We start from the raw sequence: 25,541 nt of genomic DNA, 5'->3' as shown, positions 1-25,541 counted from the left end.
TACCTTAAAGGTTGATGAATTACGTCTCTACTTTGAGAATAGCTATGAGTATGTATATACTCACATTTAATAAAAATGATAATAATGCTCAGATTATGACCAAACTAGGCTTGCGCGATTCTGTTTTAACACTCACCCTGATCCCCACAGTGATCATTGGGCTATTACTAGGTGGTTATTTTACAATAAATCGTTACATTGAGCTTGATGAAATTTTATATCAACAAGGCACAACAATTTCTGAGCCTTTAGCGATTGCTCTTGAACAACCTTTACTGGAAAAAAATAAAAAACTACTTAATCGCGTGATTCGTTATACACATAACAAACACTCACCGGCGATTAAATCAATTGCTATTTTTAATGATAACAACCAACTTATTATAACTAGTAACTATCATCGCTCGTTCGATACCTTAATTGAGCAAACACAAATAGACAGTTTTAAAGCCACACATGTTCAGCAAACTGAAGAGTTAGTAACTTTTTTTACCCCTATTATTAATCACACAACACCTAATAGCGATTGGAATACCTCTGAGTTTCAGACCACATTAGGTACCGTAGTGATCCAACTTAATCGCGACAAAGCTGTTATTGGTCAGCAACGCGCATTATTAGTCAGCGGTATTATTATTATTCTTGCCTTAGTATTAGCAGCTATTTTAGCACTAAAACTTAGCCGTATGTTTATGACACCGCTAAATAAGTTAGTACTTGCTACCGACAGGTTGATTGAAGGGAAAAGACAAACAGGGTTAACTGAGCCCATGAATGGTGAGTTTGAACTATTGCGTGAAGGACTCAATACCATATCCCACTCTATGGTGATGCAAAAAGACGAAATGCAAAAAAATATTGATCAAGCAACTAGTGATTACCGCGAAACGCTTGAGCAATACGAAACACAAAATATACAGCTCACTATGGCTAAAAAAGAAGCCCAAGATGCTAATCGCGTTAAGTCTGACTTTTTAGCAAAAATGAGTCATGAATTGCGCACACCACTTAATGGGGTTATTGGCTTTACTCGCCAGCTTTATAAAACACCGCTAAATAAAAACCAAAAAGATTACCTTGATACCATTGAGCTTTCAGCAAACAGCTTACTGACCATTATTAGCGATATATTAGACTTCTCCAAATTAGAAGCGGGTGCTATGGAGCTTGAATCGATTCAATTTCAATTACGCGATAGCGTAAACGAAGTGATGACATTACTGGCACCTAGCGCTCACGACAAACAACTTGAGCTCTCTATTTATATAAACCCTCAGGTGCCCGATCACTTAACCGGCGACCCCACTCGATTTAAACAAGTGCTTATTAACTTGTTAAGTAACGCTATAAAATTTACTGAAAAAGGCGCCATTAAAGTCGATATTAGCCATCGTTTGTTGGATGAGGAGCGTACTTCCATTTTAGTGTCGGTGGCTGACACTGGGGTGGGTATTCCTGCCGATAAACAAGACGCGTTATTTACCGCCTTTGGCCAAGCCGACTCCAGTATCACCCGTAAATTTGGTGGCACTGGCTTAGGGCTTATTATTACTAAACATATTGTTGAAGCAATGAATGGCCGTATTACCTTAAATTCAGCTCCAGGTAGTGGCACATGCTTTACTTTTAATGGCGTATTTAGATTACCAAATCATGTATTTATCAACGATTTGCCTACCCAGTCATTAATTGGTAAACGTGTGCTTTACCTAGAGCCACATAAGCATACCCATCATGCCGTTGTTTCATTATTACAAGAGTGGAAAATTAGCGTCACTCGATGTCATAGCGAAAGTGAATTTTTAGAGTGTATCGAGAAATCAGAGATTAATTTTGATATATGCCTTATTGGTCACATGGCATCGGTTGATGATATGCAGCGCTTAAAAAGCTATGTAAAAGCGGTTAGGGAATCAACCGATTATTTATATTTAATGCTTAATACTGTATCACACAATATGCGTGAAGCCTTTATAGGCAGCGGTGCAGATGCCTGTTTAAGTAAACCGCTCAACCATCGTAAATTATGTGAGTTATTAGCCGCACCATACCGACTTGATCACCCGGCACATAACATAGATCAGCATGAACAAACTCTACTGCCATTAAAAGTATTAGTGGTAGATGATAACGACGCTAATTTAAAATTAATATACACCCTACTCAATGAACAGGTGGAATTGATTGATACTGCCCATAATGGTTCACAAGCTTACAGCTTAAGTAAAAGTCATAAATATGATGTGATTTTTATGGATATTCAAATGCCGATAATGGACGGCATTACAGCCTGTAAACTCATTAAAGAGTCATCTTTAAATGAAGATACACCTATTATTGCCGTAACTGCGCATGCACTTAATAGTGAAAAAGAACAATTATTAAAAGATGGTTTTGAAGGCTATTTAACTAAGCCAATTGACGAAGATATGCTCAATCAAATTATTTGCGATCATAGCCCGCAATTACCTGTAAGCCGTGATAAGTCAAAAAGCACATTTGAACATAGCACAGCGCCTTTTGATAGCACTCGGCTTGATTGGACGTTGGCACTGCAACGTGCAGGCGGTAAGCCTGAATTAGCCAATGAAATGCTTAACATGTTGTTATTAAGCGTGCCTGAAACCCTAAACTTATTAAATCAAGCAATAGTCAGCAATGATTGCCCTCAAGTACTCAGCGTGATCCACAAATTTCATGGAGCGTGTTGCTATACAGGTGTACCAAAACTTAAAACCTTAGCTGAAACGATCGAAACATCACTTAAAAATGAGTGCGTACTTGATAATATAGAGCCCGAACTGTTTGAACTTCAAGACGAGCTGGAAAACTTACTTGTTGATGCCAACATTGATAACAACAATAAAAAAGACGAGCTATAGCTCGTCTTGTCTATTGCTATTTATGATTCTAAGCGCGAGCTTCAAGCATTAAGCGTTTCATATCACGCACTGCTTTATCTAAACCATCAATCGCTGCACGGGCAATAATAGCGTGACCAATGTTAAGCTCGTAAATCTCTGGCATCGCTGCAATTGGCTTCACGTTGTGATAATGCAAACCATGGCCGGCATTAACAATTAAGCCAATACTCGCTGCATACTTAACGCCTTGGCGGATGTGTTCAAGCTCTTTTGCTGTATCTTCATCGTTGGTGGCATCAGCATAGGCTCCGGTATGAATTTCAACATAAGGCGCACCACAGGCTTTTGCAGCGTCTAACTGCGCTTTATCGGCATCTATAAACAGTGACACTTTAATACCGGCTTGCGTTAAAGTTTTAGTCGCTGCGGCGATTTTATCAATATTACCCGCTACATCTAAGCCGCCTTCGGTAGTAAGCTCTTCACGTTTTTCAGGTACTAAGCAAACATATTCAGGTTTAACCTCAAGTGCAATCGCAATCATTTCATCGGTTACTGCGGTTTCAAGGTTCATACGTGTTTGAATGGTTTTAGCCATCACATACACATCGCGGTCTTGAATGTGTCTGCGGTCTTCGCGTAAATGAATCGTAATGCCATCAGCACCGGCATGCTCTGCAACACTGGCTGCATGGGCTGGATCTGGGTAAGAAGTACCTCGAGCTTGGCGAAGCGTTGCAATATGATCTACATTCACGCCTAGAAGAATATCTTTCATGTTTGTACCTGTGAAATTTGTTTATTGAGAGCTAATAAATAACTCACGACTTTTTAATGGCTTATTGCCCAATAATGGCTTTAATAAATAACGACTTAATTGCTTTGCCATATATAACACATCCGCTTGGCTAAAGTCATGATTTGCTATGGCATTAAGTTGTGAACCGGTAAATCCAGAACGCGTGTCATGTTGCACCGAAAACCCTACTTCTGCAAAATAGCTATACGTTTGTGCCTCGTCAATTGGCTCACCGTCCGCATCAAAACTAAAATCAACTCCATATCCTAGCAGCTCTAACAATTGAAATTCATAAGAGCGCAATACTGCTTGCATGTCAGTACCGCTATTAAGGTTTTCTAGGTGTGTTTTATAAAGTTGAAAAACTTGATCAATGGGTTCATTAATCGGCACAATGCGATTAGTTAGCTCATTTAAATAAAAGCCACAATAAAGCTTATCACCAGTTAGAAATAACGGGTTGCCGTAGAGCTCAAATTTATTAATATATTTTAAATCGTATTTGCCATTGTAATGGACGAGTAAGGATTGAAATGGTTGCAATTGGGCTTTATGTTTAGTGGCCTGGCGGCCACTAACTCGTGCGAGCATTCTAAGCTGGCCAACGCCTTCTACCAGCATATCTAACATTACTTGCGAGTCACTATAGGGACGTCGATGTAATAAATAGGCTTTGTAAAAGTCGCTGTCCATATTAGGCTATTCGATACTTATTAATCTTCACCGTAGCCTAAGCTTCTTAAGGCACGTTCATCGTCAGCCCAGCCCGATTTTACTTTAACCCATAGTTCTAAAAATACTTTATTTTCAAGCATTTCTTCTAGGTCTTTACGCGCTTCACGGCCGATCACTTTTAGCTTTTCGCCTTTGTTACCGATAACCATACGTTTTTGCGTTTCACGCTCAACTAAAATAAGGCCATTGATGTGCCAAACACCGTTTTCTTGCCATTTAAACTGCTCTATTTCCACAGTCACTGAGTAAGGTAGTTCTTCACCCATAAAGCGCATAAGCTTTTCACGGATCACTTCAGCAGCCATAAAGCGCATTGAGCGGTCAGTAACGTAGTCATCCGGAAAATAAAATTCGCACGGCGGTAAACGTTTAGTCACTTCTTCTTTGATCAGGTCAATGTTTTTACCCTGAGTCGCAGATACAGGCATAATGCCTATAAAGTCAAACTTATCGCCTAAAAATTTCATGTGTGGCAGTACAAGATCGCGATCTTTCACTTGATCAATTTTGTTAATAACTAACAATACCGGCTTGCCGCTTTGGCTCACTTTGTTTAGTACCATCTCGTCATCGGCATTCCAATGGGTGCCTTCAACAACAAAAATAATCAGTTCAACATCGCCAATTGAGCTCGACGCTGCGCGGTTCATTAAACGGTTAATTGCGCGCTTTTCTTCAACATGCAGACCTGGGGTATCTACGTAAACCGCTTGGTGTTTACCCTCAGTATGAATACCCATAATACGATGGCGCGTGGTTTGTGGCTTACGTGAGGTAATACTGACTTTTTGCTCAATAATTTCATTGAGCAAGGTTGATTTACCCACATTAGGACGGCCAACAATCGCAACCATGCCACAAAATGTGTCTATTTCGCCTTCATGAGGCTGTATTAAGGTATCAAGATTCATTTTTAAGTATCTTCAATGCTTTTTCGGCCGCTTTTTGTTCGGCTTTACGCCTTGAGCTGCCAACAGAAATAATGCTATCCATTCCATCAACGATACATTCAACCGTGAATGTTTGATTGTGTGCCTGACCTTTAGTGTCTACTACAGTATAACCAGGTAATGATAGCTTACGAGCTTGCAAATACTCTTGCAGCAGGGTCTTAGGATCTTTTTGGTTAAGCCCTGGTGAAATAGCATCTAAACGTGATTCATACCACGCTAAAATAAGCTCGCCGCAACGATCAATGTCTGAATCTAAAAATACAGCGCCAATTATAGCTTCCACTGCATCTGCTAGGGTCGACTCGCGTCTAAACCCGCCACTTTTTAGCTCGCCAGGGCCTAAACGCAGGTAATCACCTAGCTCAAACTCAAGACCAAATTCAGCTAACGTCTGGCCGCGAACTAAAGTCGAACGCATGCGGCTTAAATCGCCTTCACGTGCTTTAGGAAATTTAGCGTACAAGGCATTGGCAATTACAAAACTCAAAATCGAGTCGCCCAAAAATTCGAGTCGCTCGTTGTGTTGACCTTTGTGGCTGCGGTGCGTCATTGCTTGCTCAAGTAGGCCTTGATCAGCAAATGTGTAGCCAATTCTTTTGTATAACTCTGTTACATTTTTTTTCATTGTTACTGAATATTACCTAGGCGTTCAAAACGAACACCAGTTGGAACCCATCCTGGTAAAATGTCATCTGGGCCATTATCAAATTCAAAACTCATCCATATAAAGACAGCTTTACCCACCAAGTTTTCTTTTGGTACAAAGCCCCAAAAGCGACTATCTTGGCTGTTATCGCGATTGTCACCCATCATAAAGTAATGATCAGCAGGCACCACCCATTCATCTGCAGGAGTGCCCAATTGCTGGTAGTAACGCCCTTTACGTTCAGGCGATTTTGGGTTGATTAAAATATCATGGCTAGAGGTCGTTAAATCTTCATTTAAACGCGCTAAAGCCATTGGGCCTTGCATAAATTCATCATCATTAATTAATTTAAAATCAATTTTATTGAATTCGTTGCAAAGAAGCGCGCCTTTTTGAACTTCGCCTTCTTCACACTTTGGTTGAATATATAAACGCTTGTCGCGATAAACAATTTTATCGCCAGGTAAGCCTATAGCGCGTTTAATATAATCAACTCTCTCATCTAATGGGTATTTAAAAACAACAATATCGCCACGCTCTGGTTCGCTTACATCCACTAACTGGCTGCGCCATACAGGGTCTTTAATTCCATAAGAATACTTTTGCACTAAAATAAAATCGCCTACTAATAAGGTTGGCATCATTGAACCCGATGGGATCTGAAACGGCTCAAAAATAAACGATCTAAAAATAGTGATAGCAGCAATCATCGGAAAAATCGACTTTGCTGTTTCAGTAATGACTGGCTCAGGCGCAATCAATGCTGCTGTTTCTTCGTCAAGTTGGCCACCGGCAGAAGTTTGTGCAATTGCCAAACGCTCTTGCCTTTTAGGGGCAAACATTAAGTGATCTATTAACCATATTAAGCCTGAGCCTAAGGTTAATAACACCAATAAAACTGAAAAGTAGCCAGCCATTTATTATCCCTTTATTTTTTATTTACCAACTTTTAAAATGGCTAAGAACGCTTCTTGAGGCACTTCAACGTTACCAAGTTGCTTCATTCGCTTTTTACCATCTTTTTGTTTTTGAAGTAATTTTTTCTTACGACTCACGTCACCGCCGTAACATTTAGCGATTACGTTTTTACGAAGTTGCTTCACGGTTGTGCGCGCGATTACATGCTGACCAATTGCTGCTTGAATCGCAATATCAAACATTTGACGTGGTATAAGCTCTTTTAACGCATCAGCAAGCTGACGACCACGAGACTGCGCGCTTTCACGGTGTACAATAATAGCAAGGGCATCAACACGCTCGCCATTAATGAGTATATCTACACGTACCATGTCTGAGGTTTGGAAGTGCTTAAAGTTATAATCAAGCGACGCAAAACCACGACTGGTTGATTTTAACTTATCAAAGAAGTCCATTACCACTTCGGCCATTGGCAGTTCGTACGTTACTGCAACTTGCTTACCATGGTAGCTCATTTTAGTTTGCATACCGCGCTTATCAACACATAAAGTGATTACGCTACCTAAGTACTCTTGCGGTACTAAAATATTAGCCTCTACTACTGGCTCACGTATTTCTAAAATATCGTTTACGGCTGGTAAGTCAGATGGATTATCAATTTGTGTAGTGCCCTCTTTAGTCACTACCTCATAAATAACCGTTGGTGCTGTGGTTATTAAGTCAATGTTGTATTCACGCTCTAAACGCTCTTGAATAATTTCCATGTGCAGCATACCTAAGAAGCCACAACGGAAACCAAACCCTAATGCGGTTGAATTTTCTGGTTCAAAGAATAACGACGCATCGTTTAAGCTTAGTTTGTTAAGTGCATCACGGAACGACTCGTAATCATCTGACGCAATTGGGAACATGCCCGCGTAGACTTGTGGTTTAATTTTTTGAAAACCAGGTAAGCGCTCTGGTGCCGCATTTTTTTGATGAGTAATAGTATCGCCCACCGGTGCACCGTGTATTTCTTTAATACCGGCAATAACAAACCCTACTTCACCTGTACGTAAAATACCGGTATTAGTTTGTTTAGGTGTGAAAATACCCACATGATCTGCAGTATGAATATGCTCATTCGACATAATTTTAATTTTGTCGCCCGCGCGAAGTTCACCATGCTTAATACGCACCAGCGATACAACGCCTTGGTACGGGTCAAACCAAGAATCGATAATTAGCGCTTGTAATGGCTCGTCTTTATCACCAACTGGTGGCGGTACATCTTTAACGATCATTTCAAGTACTTCGGCAATACCCACACCTGTTTTAGCACTACATTGCACGGCATCAAGGGCATCAATACCAATGATGTCTTCAATTTCTTCGGCTACACGTAATGGGTCAGCTTGCGGTAAATCAATTTTATTTAGAACCGGTATAACTTCTAAGTCCATTTCGATGGCGGTATAACAATTAGCCAATGTTTGTGCTTCAACACCTTGGCCAGCATCAACAACCAATAATGCACCTTCACACGCGGCTAATGAACGTGATACTTCATAAGTAAAGTCAACGTGACCTGGAGTGTCGATAAAGTTGAGCTGGTAGGTTTCACCATCGTTTGCTTTGTAGTTTAACGTTACACTTTGCGCCTTGATGGTAATGCCACGCTCACGTTCAATATCCATTGAATCCAGAACCTGCTTCTGCATTTCACGGTCGGTTAAACCACCACAAACTTGGATCAAACGGTCAGAAAGGGTCGATTTACCATGGTCAATGTGGGCGATGATCGAAAAATTACGGATATGCTTCATAAACTGGATTCTAAACTTCTATTTTAAAGGACTAAGGTCGCATGCCTAAATAACTTGAAAATACTTGCTGTGCATTTTCAAGTTACTGTGGCATAAAAACGCAATTTTACATTTAATTGGCGTCAATCACCATCTATTTGAGTTAAAGGAAGACTAATTGGATGAATTTTTATCACTTTAATCTCATGCCTAAGTGATTTTACCCATGTTTTAGCAATTAAGAAGCCGGTGATGCCACCCAATATCGCTGCTAAAATTTGCCAACCTTCAGCCAATAGTATTAATTCACTAGTTATTAAGGCGAAGATTAAACTCAAAAATAAGGGCAGCATGTAAACGGCAAAGGCATGTTTTACAACATGGCTGTCATCCAGTGACATAGTCACTTTTTGTCCAACTTCTAATTGCGTTTCGAATTTATAGGGTAAGGTTTTCTTTGCTGTACCAAATAACTTACTAAACACTTGAGAGCCACAACGACCATTACAGCCTTCGCAGGCCTGCTTTTGTTGGGCTTCTAAATGCGCAACGTGGCCACTAAGGGCCACGACGGTTAACGTTTGTTCTATCATCTATAATGCCCGTGAAACAGACTCAGCAATCGCTTTAGCGCTCATGGTTGGAATGTTTCCCACCACAGACACATCAAAATTTCCGCCGTTGTGCACATAAATAGTGGTTGCTCCTGAGGTGAGAGCTCCGCTTAAGCGCTTACCTGGTAGTGGCCGTTGCACAAATACTGATACCTCAACAAATCCATCAGAGAATAAATAGTAATCTGTTAATTCATTGTTTAAGTCGAGCTTATGTCTATCGGACTTAAGTAATTCAAACCCTTCAGGTAGCCATCCAATAGTCCAATTCATAGCATTCGCTTTGCTTTGTTCATCAATTGAATTAGCGGGTAATGGTGTTGGGAAATTACGATTAAGTACTTCTAATAATAAGCTTGCCGGTTGCTCAGTTACGCTAATGTGGGTAAGTTGTAATTGCTCAAGCGCTTCGCCTTGGTGATTCACATAGGCGGCTTTCAACAATAAAGACGACTCAGTATCAATCCAAATCCAATAGTTATATTTGTCATCGTTTTTAGATTCAATTCGAACCAGCTGAGCAGGACGCCCCGCAATACGGCCTTTACCACCAAGCACAAAGTCATAATGTGCACTTAAGCGGTTAATATCTTTAAATAAGACTTCTGGGATGGGGCCTGCAATCGAGTCAGTTGTTAACGAGTAAGGTTCTGATTGTGGCTCAAAGTAGGTAACTTGATCGTCAATGCGGATCATTTCAAGGCCTGCACCATTAAGCAAACTTAAATGTTCAAGCTCTATATCACCTTGTTTAGCATGCACCCAACGGTAGGGCTCCATACTTTTACCCTTAACAACAACAAAAGAGGCGTCGAAATTACGAGTGTGAACTGCACTGGCCATTTCAAGCAGTAAATCTTTAGCAGGGTTTGTGTCATTGGCAAAAGTATTAAAACTCAGCACCAATGACATAATAAAAGTAATTACTTTCATCTAATTAGTTTTTTTCCTCTGGGGATGTTTCATCTGTTTTAGCTGTTTTTAACGAATGAGCTACACGCGCTTGACGTTGATGTTCAAGTACTAATGCGCCAATGCGTTGCTGCTGAAGCTCTCGCAAACCTTGCTCTGCGTTATCAAGTGCAGGTGCCGATGAGTAGCTTACTGGCGACGCCATGCCGGTTAACGGCGTGGTTTGCAATAATGGAATTTCGTTTTGCACAGCATCTTCACCTTGCGGTAAGGTGTTCACACCAACAATAGTAAACATTGCTACGCTCGCTGCAATCGCTAATTGAGCAACTGGTTTACGCCAATTAAACGCCACTACTTTATTTTCTGTTTCGGTATTTGAAGGGGTTGCCAACTTATCAGACTGGCTAAAGTCTGCATAAACGGGCTCACTCTCAAGTGCTAACGAAATGCGATCACTAATATCAAAATCCATATTATTGTTATTTTCTTTAGCTCGCATTGCATCACCGATTAACGCGTAACGGCCAAACGTAGCAACATCATCCGATGCAATAGTTGCATCATTTAATGTTTGTTCACCGTCAAGTAATGCTGATAACGATTCGCTATCTAAGCGGTTAACGTGTGCTTTTGTCATACTAAGACTCGCCTATTAATGGGTTTAATTTATTATCAATTGCTTCACGGGCACGAAAAATACGCGAACGTACCGTCCCGACTGGGCAATCCATCACCACGGCTATTTCTTCATAGCTCATACCCTCAATTTCTCTAAGAGTAATCGCGGTTTTAAGATCTTCAGGCAAACTATCAATCGTATTAAAAATAACAGCGCGTACTTCTTCGCTTAATAGTAAATTTTCAGGTGACGCGTTAGAACGCATTGAATCTGCACCTTCATAAAACTCGGCATCGTCAGCATCTATATCATTTGCTGGCGGTTTACGCCCTTGAGCCACTAAATAATTTTTAGCACAATTAACGGCGATACGGTAAAGCCAAGTATAAAAAGCACTATCACCACGAAAGTTTGGAAGGGCACGATACGCTTTAATAAACGCTTCTTGTGCTACATCAGCAATGTCACCTTGATTTGATACATAACGTGAGATCAAACCGGCTATTTTGTTCTGATACTTCTTAACTAATAGGTTAAAGGCGTTTTTATCTCCCTGCTGGACCCTTTTCACTAACGCTAAATCTAATTCCTGCTCGCTCATTCGAGCCGGTACTCCTCTGATTGATTCTTGCTTATTATTCATAGTGTCGCCATTGTTCACACCTACTCTGACCCTTAGATGAATAAAAAGTTCTGACTCATATTGTTTTTTTATAAAATAGCTACAAATTACGCGTTTATACGCTAAAACCACTTAGTAGTAGTTCAACAAATATGGTACAACTGTAAGTATTAAAAATAAATATTGCTCTATCTGAGCATTGTAACCGCAAAGTACCTCACAGATGAACCAAAATAAACATCACATTACCGATGTCGCTATTATTGGTAGCGGCGCAGCAGGCTTATCACTTGCTTTATCTTTGGCTAATTACTGTAACGTTACCGTGATCAGTAAAGGTGAATTAACCGAAGGTTCTACTCTTTATGCCCAAGGCGGAATTGCCGCTGTTTTTGATAAAAAAAATGACAGTATAGAATCTCACGTTGAAGATACCTTAGATGCAGGTGGCGGTTTATGTGACAGAGAAGCTGTTCATTACACTGCCAGTAATGCGCATGACTGCCTACAATGGTTGATTGATCAAGGCGTGCCTTTTGATATGGAATTTGATAGTAAAGGTAAAGAGCGCTTTCATTTAACCCGTGAAGGGGGTCATAGCCATCGACGCATTTTGCATGCTGCCGATGCCACTGGCAAAGCAGTGCAAACAACGCTGATTAGCCAAGTTCAAGCGCACAGTAATATCACCTTGTTAGAGCATTATAATGCGATTGATTTAATTACTGATAAAAATATCGGTAAAACGGGGTCACATGTTCACGGTATGCATGTGTGGAATAAAAAAGCCAAAAAAGTAGAAACCATTGGCGCAAAATTTGTTGCCTTAGCAACCGGTGGCGCAAGTAAAGTGTACCTTTACACCTCTAACCCTGATGTTTCTAGCGGTGATGGCATAGCAATGGCATGGCGTGCAGGGTGTCGCGTTGCTAACATGGAATTTAATCAATTTCATCCAACCAGTCTTTACCACCCGGAATTACAAAACTTTTTAATTACCGAAGCAATGCGTGGTGAAGGGGCCTATTTAAAACGCCCAGATGGCACGCGATTCATGAAAGAGTTTGATGAGCGAGAAGAACTCGCCCCGCGCGACATAGTCGCGCGCGCTATCGACTTTGAAATGAAACGCCTTGGCGCAAATTGCGTATATTTAGATATTAGCCATAAAGACAAAGATTTTATTATTGAACACTTCCCTACTATTTACGCTAAATGCTTGAGCGTAGGCCTTGATATAACCAAAGAAGCAATCCCTGTCGTTCCTGCGGCACATTACACCTGTGGTGGCGTAATGACCGACTTTAATGGCAAAACGGATTTAGCAAATTTATACGCTGTGGGTGAAGTGGCTTATACCGGCTTACATGGTGCTAACCGCATGGCAAGTAACTCATTATTAGAGTGCATTGTATTTGCCCATGCAGCAGCAAAAGACATTTTAAGTAAAATAGAGACCGCACCCGCGCTGGTAGATTTACCTAGTTGGGATGAAAGCCGTGTATCTAACTCAGATGAAGAAATCGTGATCACCCATAACTGGCATGAGCTACGATTATTTATGTGGGATTATGTGGGGATTGTACGCTCAACAAAACGCCTTGAACGTGCGCTGCATCGTGTTGAACTGCTACAACAGGAAATACACGATTATTACGCAAACTTTAGAGTGAGTAATAACTTACTTGAGTTACGTAATTTGGTACAAGTTGCCGAGCTTATAATTAGAAGCGCAATGGAACGTAAAGAAAGTCGTGGACTACACTTTACTATTGATTATCCAGAGCAAAATGAGAACCCAACGCCCACTATTTTGACTCCGCTACGTAATTAATTGCTTCAAGCGTTGCCCGTTTTAAGCGCGCATAGCTTTGCTCATCAACACTATTGGCTGAGATAATCAGCCAATAGTTTTTACTAAAGCCATTAATATACAGCCACACACTCTGACCAAGTAACCGGCTTTGCTTACTAATTACCCCTTGAATTTGCCTGCCTGATCCTTCAAAACGAAATTGATTCGGCTCTAAGAGTATAATGCCTTGCTGTGGTTGAGCAGCCACGATTTTTCGCCAAACAATAATGCCAGCAAGTGTATTAAGTGCAATACAAAAAAGAGTTGCCACCACCGAGTTCATAAATAGGCACAACACTAAAGTCAGCACACAAAAAAAGACCACAATCGGTTTGTGGTCTGTTTTATTATCTGTAACGGTAAATCTATACACGAACTCGGTCTAAAATTAGCTGAACCATGCTGTTTAGCTCTGCGTCTTTACATTCTTCATGGCCCATAAACCAAGCGAATAAATCTGGGTCTTCTTGCGTTAATAGACGCTGAAAAATCGCTTGCTGTTTAGCATCTAACGAATCATAAGCTTCTTCAACAAACGGCATAAACAAAACATCTAGCTCTAACATGCCACGGCGACAAGCCCAACGGATACGTGCTTTACTATGTATTTCAACCATTTTAAACCTCATATTTAATTAACTCGAGTTTACCAAATACGCGTTAATTTAACAGCACTAAGTTATAAAAACATCGTCTGTTAGTCGCTGTACCATACGCTTTAACTACGTTATTATGTGACCTCATTTGTTATTGCAAAGAAGGTGTTTATGTCTCAGGTTTATGCATGTCCTTTATCACATCAGGTTATTAGCCTCTCAGGCGCAGATAAATTATCGTACCTCCACGGACAAATCACTCAAGATCTAAATAAACTTAACAACGATAACTTTTTGTGGGCAGGTCACTGCAGTGCAAAAGGTAAGTTATGGGGTGTATTTAAGCTATTTTCTTATCAACAAAGTTACTTTTTAGCTGGTTCAAGTGCTGAAGTCGAACGTTCACTAGCTGAATTAAAAAAATACGCTGTATTTGCAAAAGTTGAAATTAATAAAGCATCAGAGCGATTAATTGGTCTACTTGGCGATAACTTAACAGACATACTCGTACAACTCGATATTCACTTCAGCGATGACGCAACGGCTTGTGACTTCGCTCACGGTAAAGCCCTTAAACTTGCATCAAACCGCGTTTTATTGATGGTTGATAGCCAATTTTGCCTACCTGACGACGTATCGACCCTCGACAACGATGCCCTATGGCAACAAGCGTCTATACTCGCTGGTGAACCGCAATTAAGTGTCGATGCGATTGATGAATACGTACCGCAAATGGTTAATCTGCAAGCCATTAACGGCATTAGCTTTAAAAAGGGTTGCTACACAGGCCAAGAAACCGTTGCACGTATGAAGTACCTAGGCAAAAACAAACGTGCTATGTATATCGTTTCTGGGCAAAGTGAGGGGTTACTCGAAGCACCCGACATTGAAACTCAATTAGGTGAAAACTGGCGCCGCGCAGGTAAACTTATTGCGCAAAGCTATAATGAACAAACACAGACTTTAACTGGTTTGGTCGTGTTGCCAAACGATACTGATATCGATCAGACTCTTCGTGCAAAACACACCCCTTCGGTAGAGCTAAACATTCTGCCTCTACCTTACTCTCTTGAAGATGAATAATAGGAATGACTATGATCGTTGCAGCAAATAAAGTGGTAAAAATGCATTACTCTGTTTTAGATAATGACGGCAATACCATTGATAACTCATTTGGCGGTGAGCCATTAATTTTTATCGTTGGTACAGGATACCTGATCTCAGGGCTTGAAAACGCGCTGCAAGGCAAGCAAGCTGGCGATACACTAAGCGTAAAAGTAGAGCCTGAAGAAGGTTACGGTGAGCGTCATGATCACCTAATGCAAGCCGTACCAAAATCAATGTTTGAAGGTATGGAAATTGAAGTGGGCATGCAATTTCGTGCAACCACAGATGACGGCGACCAGTCAGTAATGATCATCGACATTCAAGACGAAGAAGTGATTGTTGATGGTAATAATCCACTTGCCGGTATTACACTTAACTTTGATGTAGAAATTTTAGAGGTACGCGATGCAACAGCCGAAGAGCTTGAGCATGGCCACGTACATGGTGAAGGCGGCTGTGGCCACGAGCACTAAAACCCGCTAAATAAAATTACTATAAGTTTATAAAAAAGCGCCTAAGGCGCTTTTTTTATAGCATATTATTCTGTGTTCGTAATTTGGCTTGAGGCTCTGCTGCTGGCATTTCAGCAGGGGTTATTTTATCTTCAAGCGCAGCAACTAATCCTGCTTGGTCATTCGTGCCTAAGCGATACTGAGTGCCATCTTGAAGCGTTAATTGCACCGCACTAAAGCCTGATACCGAATAAATCCACCCATCGTGTGTAATGCGAATACCAATACCATGGCGGTATGAATTTTGTACTGGCTTTACGTCCACTATGTCTTCTAATGCTAATTTTTGGCCTGCAACCCCAGGGCCAAATGCCCAGCTAACATGAGTTTCGTCAACTTTAATGGTTAAACCGTGGAACAAAAAACCCACCAGCACTAAAATACCAGCAAATACGATTAACGGGGCATCGGCACCAATTAAATTCCATGCAAGCGCAACAAAACCACTGATCCACGCTAATACTACAAATATAAATACCGCATACTGCTTATGCTGATACATAACACTCTCTATTAAAAAGTTAAAAAATTAAAAACTGTACACTAAGGTGGCACTGAGCTCTGAATCGTATTTTAGTTTATCTTCTTCAGGCTTAGAATTATAACGATACATATAAGCAAACTTTAACGATACCGCGCCAACCACTTGGCTAATTAATGCCGTTTCTGACTTTAACCGTGAGTTAAGCCCAGACAAAGACTGTTCTATACTGATATCTTGATTAAATCGGGTACGCTTAGATACCAACCGTTCCCACTGCATTGCAATACGAAGTAAATAACCCATTTTGTCTTTATCGTCTTCAAGTGCTGTTGACTCATCATCAGCAACTGAGCGGTATAGACCTGGGCCAATATCTATATCTACCTTATTTTTAACCCCTTGATAAACACGTGCGCCATAACCGGTTGCTACCGTACTTTTAAAATCAAGGCCGCTAAATTGATCTTCTTCATAATCCCCGTAAATAAAGAAAGACGAGTTTTTAACACCTATTTTATAGTTACCCTGTGCAGAGAAAAACACGCGATTAGCAGTAACATCCGACTCACCCGTTTCTTCGTTTTCGTCACGTTTGTACAAAGAGTCTATTTTGAATTGATTTCGCCAGTTTTCAAAATCTTGATAAAGGTTCCCTTTAAGCTTAAAACTGATGGAATTAGTGTTACCTTTACTTAAAATAAAACCAAATTCGGTATCACCATACAATACTTCGCCTTTGTGTAACTCATGAATTTCTTCATCAGAGAGCTCCCCATACTCATGAAAATCTTCAAAGGGATCAACTGCCCAGCTAAAGCAGCTAAATAATAAAAGCAGTAATACAAAGGAGTTTCGCAAAATACGTTCTCTTACAAATGGCAATAACAAAAAAGCAGAGAAATGGTTATTCACTTTCTTTCCACAAAATATGACAAAAAGGCGCGTCTTTATCACGGCTAATTAAAATTTTCGCAAATAATACGTCTTCGTTATCAAACTCAAGGCCAACTAATACTTGAATAAAATGCTCAGGTTCAATTTCTAGGGCAACAAAGTCTTGCCACTGTTCATCGGGCTCATCTTCTTCAATAAAGCCTAGTTCTTCACGGTGTAGGTTAAATTCTTCAATATCTTTGTCGCTTAAATTATTGGGAGCCAGCTCTAAAAAAATATCATAAGCTTGATGAGTTGCTTCTTCTACCGTAAATAAACGTGGATCTGACATGAATGGTTAACCTCTGAGCTTTTAAGTGGCAATCATAATATCAAAAGTTGCTAGGGTTTTGATAAAAAAAACACGTTAAATACTGGCTTTTTTACTTTTACCTAATACTTATAGATATTGTTGGATGGGTTTGTATTAAGGTCTGCTGACCTTTTAAATTAAATTTTCCTTTAAAGGGAATAGACCCAACTTACATTAAAAAATTCACTTTGTTTTTATTCATCTTCATCCACTTTACTTAACATCAATAAAAACATAAGCTCAAACAACAGGTCAGAGGAGTGCATAATGATAAAATTAGAAAAAAAACAGGGTATTGCTACCGTTACATTAAATCGCGTAGAAAAACAAAATGCCTTAAGCTTTACTATGTTTGTTGAGCTTAACAAGGTGATTAAAAATATAAAAAGAGATGCCAGTATTCGTGCGGTTGTATTAACCGGTGAGGGCGAACACTTTTGTGCGGGGCTCGATATTAATGCGGTTATGGCCTCGCCATTTAATATCATAAAGCTCCTATTCAAATGGCTTCCTGGTAATCAAAACCTAGCGCAAAAAGTTGTACTAGGCTGGCAGTCATTGAGTGTGCCTGTAATTGCTAAAATTAATGGAAATTGCCTTGGTGGAGGGTTGCAAATAGCACTGGGTGCCGATTACCGAATTGTTCACCACGATGCCAAACTCGCCATTATGGAAGCGCGCTGGGGGTTATGCCCAGACATGGGCGCTAATGTTATGATTTCAGGCTTAGTAAAACGCGACCAAGCACTTTGGCTAGCAAGCCATGCCGAACCAATAAACGCACAAAACGCTTTTGAACTCGGTTTAGTAACAAAAACAACCGACGATACAGATAAAGCAACTAAAGAAATGCTTGAAACATTACAAGCGCGTTCACCTGACACATTGGCGGCAATAAAACGAGTAACTCAACAAAGCTATAAAGCCCAAGCTCGAAAAATACTCGCTAAAGAAACATGGAGCCAAATTCGCTTATTAAGCAACCCCAATACTAAAAAAGCCATTGCTAAAGCAAAAGGTAAAACTGGTATTGAGTTTTCAAACGCCAAGCGCTGGTAACATTGATGGTAATACTAAGGCACAATGCACAAAACAGCGTTATTTGTTAAAGTGATAACCCTCTATTGTATTGAGTCGTCGTCATGAAATACTTTTTAAGTAGCGCTATCATTTTGCTTTGCTTGGCAGCGGGCAAACTTATTATGCACTTTATTGATGCCAGTTTTCCTGCGCCACTATTAGCAATGGTTATTTTACTGCTACTACTTTTATCAGGCATTGTTAAAGAGCAGCAACTTACTCCATGCGCCTCGCCTATTTTAAATGTAATGCCTATTTTCTTTATTCCTGCAGGCGTTGGTTTTATTGAACACTTGGGACTTATAAAAACACATTGGCCATTTTTAACCACTGTGATGATTATAGTGCCCTTGAGTAGCTTAATTTTAGTAGCCAGTGTGGTTGGCCACTTTAAGGGCACTGAAAACAATGAATGAGCAAATCAGTGCAATAACGCCAAGCCTTTGGTGGTTGACCATCCCTTTTATAATTACTCTTTTTTTTGGACTAAAAATGCTCAATGTGAGAGTAAGTCACAGCATTTTAAAATCCCTCACGAACCCCGTATTTTTAAGTATCGGCATTGTTGCCTTATTACTCGTTAACCTTAAATTACCCTATTCACAATTTGCATCGCATAGTCGGTTGTTAACGTGGTTATTAGAGCCGGCCATAGTCGCGTTAGCCCTCCCCTTGTATCAGCAGTTTATGCATATTCGAAAAAACTTTTTACTCATTTTAGTCACCTGCAGTATTGGCATTATTAACGCCACACTGGTGGCTTTTGTATTAAGTGTTTTATTTGCTGTCCCATCGCAGCTCAGCGCTTCAGTTGCGGCACTTAGCGTTACTACACCTATTGCATTACTTGTCACCGACTCACTTGGCGGGATCAGCTCGCTAGCCGCTGCTATGGTTATTTTTATTGGTTTGCTTGGGGCTTTGTTTGGCTTTTTGCTACTAAAATTAATTAAAATATTTAACTTTGAGGCACAAGGCATTGCAATGGGAACGGCCTGTCACGCTATAGGTACAGCGGCTGCAATTGCCGAACATCCAAAAATAGGGGCATTTTCATCGGTGGCTATGGCATTGAGTGCGCTATTAACTGCTGTGATAGTACCACTATTATATCCAATTTTAGTGAGCACTTTGTTATAGTAAGTTGATACCAATATAACTAAAACTAGAGCTCACCATGATCAGTTCCGAAATTCAACAATTTGAAAAGTACTACGCCCTACTTACCGAGTATTTAGTCACCTATAGTATGCAAATAGTCGGTGCTATTTTTATTCTACTGGTTGGTCTTTGGGTGGCGAAAAAGCTTGCCGAAGTAGTTGCCAATTTGATGACTCGACATAACATTGATATCACCTTAACTAACTTTGTTAGTAATGTAGTTAAAGTACTGCTGATCATTATGGTGATCATAATTGCGTTGGGTAAAATTGGTATTAGTGTTACCCCGTTTGTTGCTGCAATAGGTGCCGCTTCTTTAGGTGCTGGCTTAGCATTACAAGGCATGCTTTCTAATTATGGCGCGGGACTTGCTATTATTGCCACGCGGCCATTTGTGGTAGGCGATACCATAGAAGTAAAAGGGGTTAGTGGCCAAGTAAAAGTAATTGAACTGGGCCACACCGTGTTAATTAATGAAGAAAAAGTAGAAATAACCATTCCCAATAAGCATATCGTTGGCGAAATCCTACATAACTCATTTAACTACTCTTTAGTAAAAGGTGAAATAGACATAGCCTACAGCGCCTCTAGTGATACTGCGATCAACCTTATCGAAAACGTATTAGCTAATCACGAACTGGTTGCTAAACAACCTAATGCACAAATTGGCATAGAGCGCTTTGCTGATAGCGGCGTTACTATTAGCTATCGATACTGGGTTCCTACCACTAAAATTATTGAAACTAAGCTCGCTATTAATGGCGGCGTATATAAAGCAATTAATGATGCCAATATAGAAATTCCGTTTCCACAGCGCATTGTTACACTTAATAAAAATAACTAGTACTACTAATATAAATAAAGCAAAAACTAAGTGCACTTATAACTATAAAAATGAGCCTATTATGCATCAACCTCCCTTTTATTTAGGTGAATGGCAAATAACCCCTGCCAGTAACACCATTCAACGCGCTGAGGAACAAAAACAGCTAGAACCTAAAGCCATGGATGTACTGGTATACTTGTGTCAAAATCAAGCAGAGATTGTGAGTAGCGAAGCGTTATTAACTCACTGCTGGGCAAACACAGAAACCGGCGATAATCCTCTGCATAAAACTATCACTCAACTTCGAAAGGCTCTGGGTGATAAGGCAAGCGCGCCGCAATACATAGAAACCATACGTAAACGTGGTTATAGGGTTATTGCATCGGTTGAGTTTCCATTAGCTGATGACCTCCCCAACCAAGTTAACACATGGCAAGGCGGCTCCCCTTTTTTAGGTTTGAGTGCATATAACCCAACCGATACCCACTTATTTTTTGGTCGTAATCATGCCATCAGCACGTTATTAGAGAGCGTATCAAACCAAGTAACATTGCAGCGCGCATTTTGTTTAATCCTTGGCCCTAGTGGTACGGGTAAATCATCATTAGTTAATGCGGGTATACTGCCAAAGCTACTCGACGAGCGAGGCTATAACGGCATTAGAGTAATGTCGTACACCCAACTCGACTTTGCAGATGTAGCTCAAAATAGGCTGTATTTAGATCTCGCCTCAGCCATGCTCGATTGGGATATTAACGACATTCCAGTATTTACAGGGTTAAGCGCACAAACGCTGGCGCAGCAGCTAGAACATGACATAGACAATGTTATTAGTTGCTTAAAAAATACAGTTGCGAATACCCAAACAGCTGCAAAAACGCCGCAATTGTTTTTGTTTATAGACCGCTTAGAAGTGCTTCTCTCCTCACCGCTATTTAGTAACGACACCCGAAGTCATTTTTTATCTGTTATTGAGCGTTTAGCGACCTCTAAAGCGGTGATTGTATTTAGTGCCTGTCGTAACGATTTTTACCCTTTAGTGGTTGAGCAGCCAAGCCTTATGGTGGGCAAAGCTCATGGCGCGCATTACGATTTAACCCCGCCAAATCGCCATGAACTACAACAAATTATTCGTTTGCCAGCGTTAACCGCTAATTTAACGTTCTCACACGACCCGCAAACCCAAACCCCGCTGGATGAAATACTTTGCGCCGATACCGCCAATAATCCAGATGCACTGCCCATGCTACAATATACACTGCAAGAGCTGTATTTACAGCGCAGTGATAATAATGAGTTATTGCACAGTGTATATGAAAAACTCGGCGGTATTGAGGGTGCCATTGGTAAAAAAGCCGAAGAGATATTTATAGGGCTTTCTCAAGCGCAACAACAGCAACTAAAAAGCGTGTTATCGCAATTAGTAACGCTAAACCCAGATGGTAAAACCATTACTAGCCGCGCAGCCCGCTTGCAAGCATTAACCAACACCAGCCAAAAAGAGCTGGTTCAAGCCATGGTCGATAGCCGCTTATTTGTATCGCATTTACAAAACCAAGAAGCCTACTTTAGCCTTGCCCATGAGGCATTATTACGCCAATGGCCACGTGCCAAACAGTGGATTAATGACCATAAAGATGCCCTTGCTATAAAAAGCCGCTTACACCACCACACGCAACAATGGCTTAATGAGCATAAAAGTAACGCCTACCTGTTAGCACCGGGTAAACCGCTGCAAGAGGCCGTTACCTTATTAAACGACAACATATTTAAACTAGACGATGACGAACGCGCGCTTATAACCAGCTCTCTTAAACACAGTAAAACAAAAACAACCATAAAACGCGGCACCGTCGCTCTGCTTTGTTTACTTACCTGTGTTGCCCTATTTATGAGTGTTACCAGCTTTCAAGCGCAGCAACTTGCACAGCAAAAACGCCAAGAGGCCGAAAGCTTACTAGGGTTTATGGTAGGTGATTTTGCCGATAAATTACGCAGCGTAAAGCGTATGGACTTACTTGATGGCATTAGTAATAAAGCACTTGAGTATTTTACCAATCAAGTAGAGGAGCCAAGCTCGCTATTTAACTTTAGCAGTCAACAAGCCGAGTTTAAAAGTCGCTTTCAGTACGCACAAACCCTAGAAGCCATGGGGGAAGTGGCCTATTCTCGCGGTAAAACCATTGAGGCCTTCACTGCCTTTGAAAACGCCCGCATTCGCCTTGAAGCATTATTAAAAATTCAGCCAAGCAACTTAGAGTTACTAACGCTTGCCGGTGCCAATGCCTTTTGGCTCGGTCAGCTTCATTATGATAAAAGTAATTACGCTGCTACTGAGCCATTATTTAAAAAATATCATGCCTACAGCGAGAAAATGTATTCATTAGCACCGAATGATTTTAACTCGATTATGGAGCTATCGTATTCGCATAATTCGCTGGGCTCTTTGTATTTAAAGCAATTTAACTACACTGCCGCGAAACAACGCTTTACAAAGTCGCTCGCCCTTAAAAATGAAGCGCTTAATTTAATTCCAAACGATAAAAACTTATTAATTGATAGAGCTGATACTCTTAGCTGGATTGCTAGCACAGAAGTACACTTAGGTAACTACAGAAATGCGCTAAATTCTTATGAACAAGCAGAAAAAGTTTTAAATACTTTAACCTCATTATATCCTAATGATGCAAACTTATTAGAGATGCTGGCCTATACGCACTCCCATCAAGCCAATCTACTAAGTTACCTGCCAGATAAACAGCCAGCTTTTTTGCATACAATAAAAGCATTAGAGGCTGAAAAAAAAGCATTAAAACAGGATCCAAAAAATAAGAAATTCCAAGAAAAATATTTTCAGTTTTTAACTAACCAAACCTTAATTTACGCTGAGCTCGCTAATATTTCTTTAATTGAAAGCATTATAAACTTCTTACATACATCAGAGAAAAATCGTAATATCACGGGTATCTATGTCAATTTGATTCGCTACTTTGTCAAAGTCAAACAATCGACCTTGGCAGAGAAATTCATGGATGAGTTAAACAGATATACAACTTCACTAGGAATTGAAGAAAACTCAGGCATTAATAATAGCATTCATATAGCCAGCATATATTTGGCGCAAGCAAAATTAGCAGCATCTAAAGAGAATAATGAGAAGCGAAAATTATTTTGCCACAAGGCTCTAAAATCAATCTTAAATATAGCTAAAAAAACAAATGATATTGATATTCTTTTTCCCCTATTACAGACATATAGTTGCTTAGATCGCTTGTCTGAAGCTCCCGAAAAAATAAAGATACTTAAAGAATTTGGTATCAATAATTTCGACTTATAAACTAAAAATATATTCAGTAGTATCCTACTACTTATTAAAAAAGAGATGTAAACAATGACTACAGTAGATAACAATCAACTTATAAAGTTTAGTGTTAACGTAACAATTAATGAGAACGACGAGGCTGTATTCAAATACACAGAAAATGGTCATGAGGTATCAGGTGGTGGAGAGGTAACAGTTCCAAACACTCATGGTGTCTATACTTTAGATGAAGAAACACTTAAACGTGGTTTTTATTTTGTTGGTGCAGAGCTGAGTGGACCGATAGTAGAAGATTTTAGTTTTAAAATAATCAACGGTGGTCAATCTATAGTGGTTGTTGATTCAAATAAAAATGCAGGTGATTTATGCTTGCAGTTTATTGTTGCAATCCCAACAATCCAAAAATACATTAGCGCAGATCCACAAGTTAGAAATGAACCTCGTTAATATTTAGAACTCAAAACGCTCATTTAGCTGTGAACTAAATGAGCGTCTTTTATTTAGAAAGTTCAAACATACATAACTTTAAAAGTTGTTCATATTATTACTAATTAGTTTTAAATGTTGTATAACCAACAACAAATTTAAATGAATATTTTAATTAACAATAAATTTTAACACACTAACTGCTATTTAAACCGCAAATAAAACCAAACCACAAACACAAACACAAACACAAACACAAAAAAGACATTAAAAATCAAACAATTAAATTCAGAAGATTACCGAAAGGTTTAATTGCACTTTTTTAAGTAAATTTGTAGACATCAAAAACGTCTGTACCATGCTAAGGCTAAAACGTGTCGAAACAAATTAACAATAAAAAGACTGCAGCAACTGATAACGATAAAGCATTGCTCTTCGATAGCGCTTTATCATCCTCTTTTTCTCATACTCAATTTGATGCATTAATTGAATTATTTAATGGCACCGCCGAAGGTATTTTTGTACTGAATGAACAGGGTGGTTTTGAATTTGCCAACCCAAAAGCTGCTCAATTACTTGGTTACTCTCAACAGTCGCTGATAGGCGAAAATTTACTGTCGTTTTTACACGGTTCAGACCTTGATAAATATAAACAGACCTTATTAAATTGGATTGGTATTAAGGACACCCCTCTTAGCATTGGCCCAAATGAAGTTGCTATAAACAAAGCCAATGGCGATGTGATTGAAGCTGACTTATCAATATCAAGTATGCCAAAAAGTATCACATCGGCACAAAAGTTGTACGTATGTATACTTCACGATCTTAGTACTCATAAAGCCATGTATAACCGTTTAAAAATACAGGCCTCAACCGATCATTTAACTGGGCTTGCTAACCGTTTAGCTTTAGATGAGTCGTTAAAAAAATACTGGCAAGAGAGTATTCAAAGCCAACAACCTTTAACCAGTATATTAATTGATGTTGATCACTTTAAAAAATTCAACGATACCTATGGGCATATTAAAGGCGATAAATGCTTACAGAAAATAGCAAAAATGCTATTACAATGCATTCCATCTAGAGAGTGTTTAGCTGCTAGGTATGGCGGTGAAGAGTTTGCCATTATTTTACCCCGTTGCGATATAAAAACCGCCACCGTTGTGGCCAACCATATACAACAACAAATTGCACAAATGAGCTTTACCGACTTAGGTTTGCCGCCAGAGGTTAAAATTACGGTAAGCCAAGGAATTGCCTGTGAAAATAATAACCAGTACCGCACCTACGAGGCGCTGTTATATGCCGCAGACACGGCTTTATACCGGGCAAAAACGGAAGGCAGAAATAAAATAAGTACGATTGTTTAAAGTTTAAATTAAAGACCTTTTCATGACGCTATATCCATATTAAACGCCACTTCATGGAGGTGGCGTTTAGTTAAATAACAGCCGATT

At 39.9% G+C, this 25,541-nt stretch carries 26 protein-coding genes; 11 read left to right on the top strand and 15 right to left on the bottom strand.

Features of this window, described 5'->3' with window-relative positions:
• The first annotated feature begins 95 nt into the window (after positions 1–95).
• Entirely contained in the window at positions 96–2,882 is a 2,787-nt protein-coding gene (barA, locus tag PUND_RS05790; RefSeq protein ID WP_171039095.1) for a two-component sensor histidine kinase BarA, read from the top strand.
• A gap of 28 nt (positions 2,883–2,910) precedes the next feature.
• Here the strand turns inward: barA and pdxJ are convergent, their stop codons facing one another.
• From pdxJ to rpoE, 10 genes are all read right to left on the bottom strand, one after another.
• Positions 2,911–3,642, bottom strand: a complete 732-nt coding sequence (gene pdxJ, locus PUND_RS05785; protein WP_010387803.1) for a pyridoxine 5'-phosphate synthase — start codon at positions 3,640–3,642, stop codon at positions 2,911–2,913.
• A gap of 21 nt (positions 3,643–3,663) precedes the next feature.
• On the bottom strand, positions 3,664–4,356 hold the full coding sequence (gene recO / locus PUND_RS05780; RefSeq protein ID WP_010387802.1) for a DNA repair protein RecO: 693 nt from the start codon (positions 4,354–4,356) through the stop codon (positions 3,664–3,666).
• A 20-nt stretch (positions 4,357–4,376) separates the two neighbouring features.
• Entirely contained in the window at positions 4,377–5,309 is a 933-nt protein-coding gene (gene era, locus PUND_RS05775) for a GTPase Era (RefSeq protein ID WP_010387801.1), read from the bottom strand.
• Positions 5,299–5,976 carry a ribonuclease III gene (gene rnc, locus PUND_RS05770; RefSeq protein WP_008466504.1) on the bottom strand — a complete coding sequence of 226 codons (678 nt, stop codon included), beginning with the start codon at positions 5,974–5,976 and terminating at the stop codon, positions 5,299–5,301. Before rnc ends, era begins: the two co-directional genes overlap by 11 nt.
• 2 nt (positions 5,977–5,978) lie before the next feature.
• Positions 5,979–6,914, bottom strand: coding sequence for a signal peptidase I (gene lepB / locus PUND_RS05765; protein WP_010387798.1), 936 nt, complete (start codon positions 6,912–6,914; stop codon positions 5,979–5,981).
• Positions 6,915–6,932: 18 nt separating this feature from the next.
• Positions 6,933–8,720 (bottom strand): translation elongation factor 4, encoded by a 1,788-nt coding sequence (gene lepA / locus PUND_RS05760; RefSeq protein ID WP_010387797.1) that lies wholly within the window; start codon positions 8,718–8,720, stop codon positions 6,933–6,935.
• 122 nt (positions 8,721–8,842) lie between these two features.
• The gene (locus PUND_RS05755) at positions 8,843–9,292 is read right to left on the bottom strand and encodes a SoxR reducing system RseC family protein (RefSeq protein ID WP_010387796.1); all 450 of its coding nucleotides are present in this window, start codon (positions 9,290–9,292) and stop codon (positions 8,843–8,845) included.
• Positions 9,293–10,246: a MucB/RseB C-terminal domain-containing protein gene (locus PUND_RS05750; protein ID WP_010387795.1), complete on the bottom strand. Its 954-nt coding sequence runs from the start codon at positions 10,244–10,246 to the stop codon at positions 9,293–9,295.
• 4 nt (positions 10,247–10,250) lie between these two features.
• Positions 10,251–10,865 (bottom strand): sigma-E factor negative regulatory protein, encoded by a 615-nt coding sequence (locus PUND_RS05745; protein ID WP_010387793.1) that lies wholly within the window; start codon positions 10,863–10,865, stop codon positions 10,251–10,253.
• 1 nt (position 10,866) lies between these two features.
• Positions 10,867–11,448 carry an RNA polymerase sigma factor RpoE gene (gene rpoE / locus PUND_RS05740; RefSeq protein ID WP_010387792.1) on the bottom strand — a complete coding sequence of 194 codons (582 nt, stop codon included), beginning with the start codon at positions 11,446–11,448 and terminating at the stop codon, positions 10,867–10,869.
• 244 nt (positions 11,449–11,692) lie between these two features.
• On the opposite strand from rpoE, the gene nadB reads away from it, so the two are divergent.
• Entirely contained in the window at positions 11,693–13,303 is a 1,611-nt protein-coding gene (gene nadB / locus PUND_RS05735) for an L-aspartate oxidase (protein WP_010387791.1), read from the top strand.
• Here the strand turns inward: nadB and PUND_RS05730 are convergent.
• Together PUND_RS05730 and PUND_RS05725 are read right to left on the bottom strand one after the other, a co-directional pair.
• Positions 13,278–13,607, bottom strand: a complete 330-nt coding sequence (locus PUND_RS05730; protein ID WP_010387789.1) for a hypothetical protein — start codon at positions 13,605–13,607, stop codon at positions 13,278–13,280. The two genes, nadB and PUND_RS05730, sit on opposite strands and share 26 nt — an antisense overlap.
• 82 nt (positions 13,608–13,689) lie before the next feature.
• The gene (locus tag PUND_RS05725) at positions 13,690–13,941 is read right to left on the bottom strand and encodes an FAD assembly factor SdhE (protein ID WP_010387788.1); all 252 of its coding nucleotides are present in this window, start codon (positions 13,939–13,941) and stop codon (positions 13,690–13,692) included.
• Between the two features lie 150 nt (positions 13,942–14,091).
• On the opposite strand from PUND_RS05725, the gene ygfZ reads away from it, so the two are divergent.
• Together ygfZ and PUND_RS05715 are read left to right on the top strand one after the other, a co-directional pair.
• Positions 14,092–15,003 (top strand): tRNA-modifying protein YgfZ, encoded by a 912-nt coding sequence (ygfZ, locus tag PUND_RS05720; RefSeq protein WP_010387787.1) that lies wholly within the window; start codon positions 14,092–14,094, stop codon positions 15,001–15,003.
• Between the two features lie 11 nt (positions 15,004–15,014).
• Complete coding sequence (locus tag PUND_RS05715) at positions 15,015–15,500, top strand: FKBP-type peptidyl-prolyl cis-trans isomerase (RefSeq protein WP_008111743.1); 486 nt, start codon at positions 15,015–15,017, stop codon at positions 15,498–15,500.
• Positions 15,501–15,555: 55 nt separating this feature from the next.
• On the opposite strand, the gene PUND_RS05710 is transcribed toward PUND_RS05715, so the two are convergent.
• The 3 genes from PUND_RS05710 to PUND_RS05700 are packed head-to-tail and all read right to left on the bottom strand — an operon-like array spanning position 15,556 to position 17,248.
• Positions 15,556–16,041 (bottom strand): hypothetical protein, encoded by a 486-nt coding sequence (locus PUND_RS05710; RefSeq protein WP_010387785.1) that lies wholly within the window; start codon positions 16,039–16,041, stop codon positions 15,556–15,558.
• A 27-nt stretch (positions 16,042–16,068) separates the two neighbouring features.
• The gene (locus tag PUND_RS05705; RefSeq protein WP_041709682.1) at positions 16,069–16,881 is read right to left on the bottom strand and encodes a DUF481 domain-containing protein; all 813 of its coding nucleotides are present in this window, start codon (positions 16,879–16,881) and stop codon (positions 16,069–16,071) included.
• 46 nt (positions 16,882–16,927) lie between these two features.
• Positions 16,928–17,248: an HI1450 family dsDNA-mimic protein gene (locus tag PUND_RS05700; protein ID WP_010387781.1), complete on the bottom strand. Its 321-nt coding sequence runs from the start codon at positions 17,246–17,248 to the stop codon at positions 16,928–16,930.
• A 288-nt stretch (positions 17,249–17,536) separates the two neighbouring features.
• Here PUND_RS05700 and PUND_RS05695 point away from each other — a divergent pair, with 288 nt between their 5' ends.
• The 7 genes from PUND_RS05695 to PUND_RS05665 all read left to right on the top strand — a co-directional run bounded on the left by PUND_RS05695 (position 17,537) and on the right by PUND_RS05665 (position 25,454).
• The gene (locus tag PUND_RS05695) at positions 17,537–18,328 is read left to right on the top strand and encodes a crotonase/enoyl-CoA hydratase family protein (protein ID WP_010387780.1); all 792 of its coding nucleotides are present in this window, start codon (positions 17,537–17,539) and stop codon (positions 18,326–18,328) included.
• A gap of 83 nt (positions 18,329–18,411) precedes the next feature.
• Complete coding sequence (locus PUND_RS05690) at positions 18,412–18,765, top strand: CidA/LrgA family protein (protein WP_010387778.1); 354 nt, start codon at positions 18,412–18,414, stop codon at positions 18,763–18,765.
• Complete coding sequence (locus PUND_RS05685) at positions 18,758–19,489, top strand: LrgB family protein (protein WP_010387777.1); 732 nt, start codon at positions 18,758–18,760, stop codon at positions 19,487–19,489. Before PUND_RS05690 ends, PUND_RS05685 begins: the two co-directional genes overlap by 8 nt.
• A 37-nt stretch (positions 19,490–19,526) precedes the next feature.
• Positions 19,527–20,354, top strand: coding sequence for a mechanosensitive ion channel family protein (locus PUND_RS05680; protein ID WP_010387776.1), 828 nt, complete (start codon positions 19,527–19,529; stop codon positions 20,352–20,354).
• A 61-nt stretch (positions 20,355–20,415) separates the two neighbouring features.
• The gene (locus tag PUND_RS05675) at positions 20,416–23,673 is read left to right on the top strand and encodes an nSTAND1 domain-containing NTPase (RefSeq protein ID WP_041709683.1); all 3,258 of its coding nucleotides are present in this window, start codon (positions 20,416–20,418) and stop codon (positions 23,671–23,673) included.
• A 54-nt stretch (positions 23,674–23,727) separates the two neighbouring features.
• Positions 23,728–24,105 carry a DP-EP family protein gene (locus PUND_RS05670; RefSeq protein WP_010387773.1) on the top strand — a complete coding sequence of 126 codons (378 nt, stop codon included), beginning with the start codon at positions 23,728–23,730 and terminating at the stop codon, positions 24,103–24,105.
• A gap of 353 nt (positions 24,106–24,458) precedes the next feature.
• Positions 24,459–25,454, top strand: coding sequence for a GGDEF domain-containing protein (locus PUND_RS05665; protein WP_010387771.1), 996 nt, complete (start codon positions 24,459–24,461; stop codon positions 25,452–25,454).
• The last annotated feature ends 87 nt before the right edge of the window (positions 25,455–25,541 follow it).

Origin of the sequence: Pseudoalteromonas undina, assembly GCF_000238275.3 — a bacterium.
GTDB lineage: Bacteria > Pseudomonadota > Gammaproteobacteria > Enterobacterales > Alteromonadaceae > Pseudoalteromonas > Pseudoalteromonas undina.
Note: the sequence above shows the minus strand (reverse complement) of the source record. Positions and strands in the feature narration are given on the sequence as shown.

Coding starts and splice junctions, on each gene's coding strand:
- PUND_RS05670 (WP_010387773.1), top strand. CDS start 23,728: ATGACTACAGTAGATAACAATCAACTTATAAAGTTTAGTGTTAACGTA.
- nadB (WP_010387791.1), top strand. CDS start 11,693: ATGAACCAAAATAAACATCACATTACCGATGTCGCTATTATTGGTAGC.
- barA (WP_171039095.1), top strand. CDS start 96: ATGACCAAACTAGGCTTGCGCGATTCTGTTTTAACACTCACCCTGATC.
- PUND_RS05680 (WP_010387776.1), top strand. CDS start 19,527: ATGATCAGTTCCGAAATTCAACAATTTGAAAAGTACTACGCCCTACTT.
- PUND_RS05725 (WP_010387788.1), bottom strand. CDS start 13,941: ATGGTTGAAATACATAGTAAAGCACGTATCCGTTGGGCTTGTCGCCGT.
- recO (WP_010387802.1), bottom strand. CDS start 4,356: ATGGACAGCGACTTTTACAAAGCCTATTTATTACATCGACGTCCCTAT.
- PUND_RS05750 (WP_010387795.1), bottom strand. CDS start 10,246: ATGAAAGTAATTACTTTTATTATGTCATTGGTGCTGAGTTTTAATACT.
- PUND_RS05690 (WP_010387778.1), top strand. CDS start 18,412: ATGAAATACTTTTTAAGTAGCGCTATCATTTTGCTTTGCTTGGCAGCG.
- PUND_RS05715 (WP_008111743.1), top strand. CDS start 15,015: ATGATCGTTGCAGCAAATAAAGTGGTAAAAATGCATTACTCTGTTTTA.
- PUND_RS05730 (WP_010387789.1), bottom strand. CDS start 13,607: ATGAACTCGGTGGTGGCAACTCTTTTTTGTATTGCACTTAATACACTT.
- PUND_RS05695 (WP_010387780.1), top strand. CDS start 17,537: ATGATAAAATTAGAAAAAAAACAGGGTATTGCTACCGTTACATTAAAT.
- PUND_RS05745 (WP_010387793.1), bottom strand. CDS start 10,865: ATGACAAAAGCACACGTTAACCGCTTAGATAGCGAATCGTTATCAGCA.
- rpoE (WP_010387792.1), bottom strand. CDS start 11,448: ATGAGCGAGCAGGAATTAGATTTAGCGTTAGTGAAAAGGGTCCAGCAG.
- lepB (WP_010387798.1), bottom strand. CDS start 6,914: ATGGCTGGCTACTTTTCAGTTTTATTGGTGTTATTAACCTTAGGCTCA.
- lepA (WP_010387797.1), bottom strand. CDS start 8,720: ATGAAGCATATCCGTAATTTTTCGATCATCGCCCACATTGACCATGGT.
- PUND_RS05755 (WP_010387796.1), bottom strand. CDS start 9,292: ATGATAGAACAAACGTTAACCGTCGTGGCCCTTAGTGGCCACGTTGCG.
- pdxJ (WP_010387803.1), bottom strand. CDS start 3,642: ATGAAAGATATTCTTCTAGGCGTGAATGTAGATCATATTGCAACGCTT.
- era (WP_010387801.1), bottom strand. CDS start 5,309: ATGAATCTTGATACCTTAATACAGCCTCATGAAGGCGAAATAGACACA.
- PUND_RS05685 (WP_010387777.1), top strand. CDS start 18,758: ATGAATGAGCAAATCAGTGCAATAACGCCAAGCCTTTGGTGGTTGACC.
- ygfZ (WP_010387787.1), top strand. CDS start 14,092: ATGTCTCAGGTTTATGCATGTCCTTTATCACATCAGGTTATTAGCCTC.
- PUND_RS05710 (WP_010387785.1), bottom strand. CDS start 16,041: ATGTATCAGCATAAGCAGTATGCGGTATTTATATTTGTAGTATTAGCG.
- PUND_RS05675 (WP_041709683.1), top strand. CDS start 20,416: ATGCATCAACCTCCCTTTTATTTAGGTGAATGGCAAATAACCCCTGCC.
- PUND_RS05700 (WP_010387781.1), bottom strand. CDS start 17,248: ATGTCAGATCCACGTTTATTTACGGTAGAAGAAGCAACTCATCAAGCT.
- rnc (WP_008466504.1), bottom strand. CDS start 5,976: ATGAAAAAAAATGTAACAGAGTTATACAAAAGAATTGGCTACACATTT.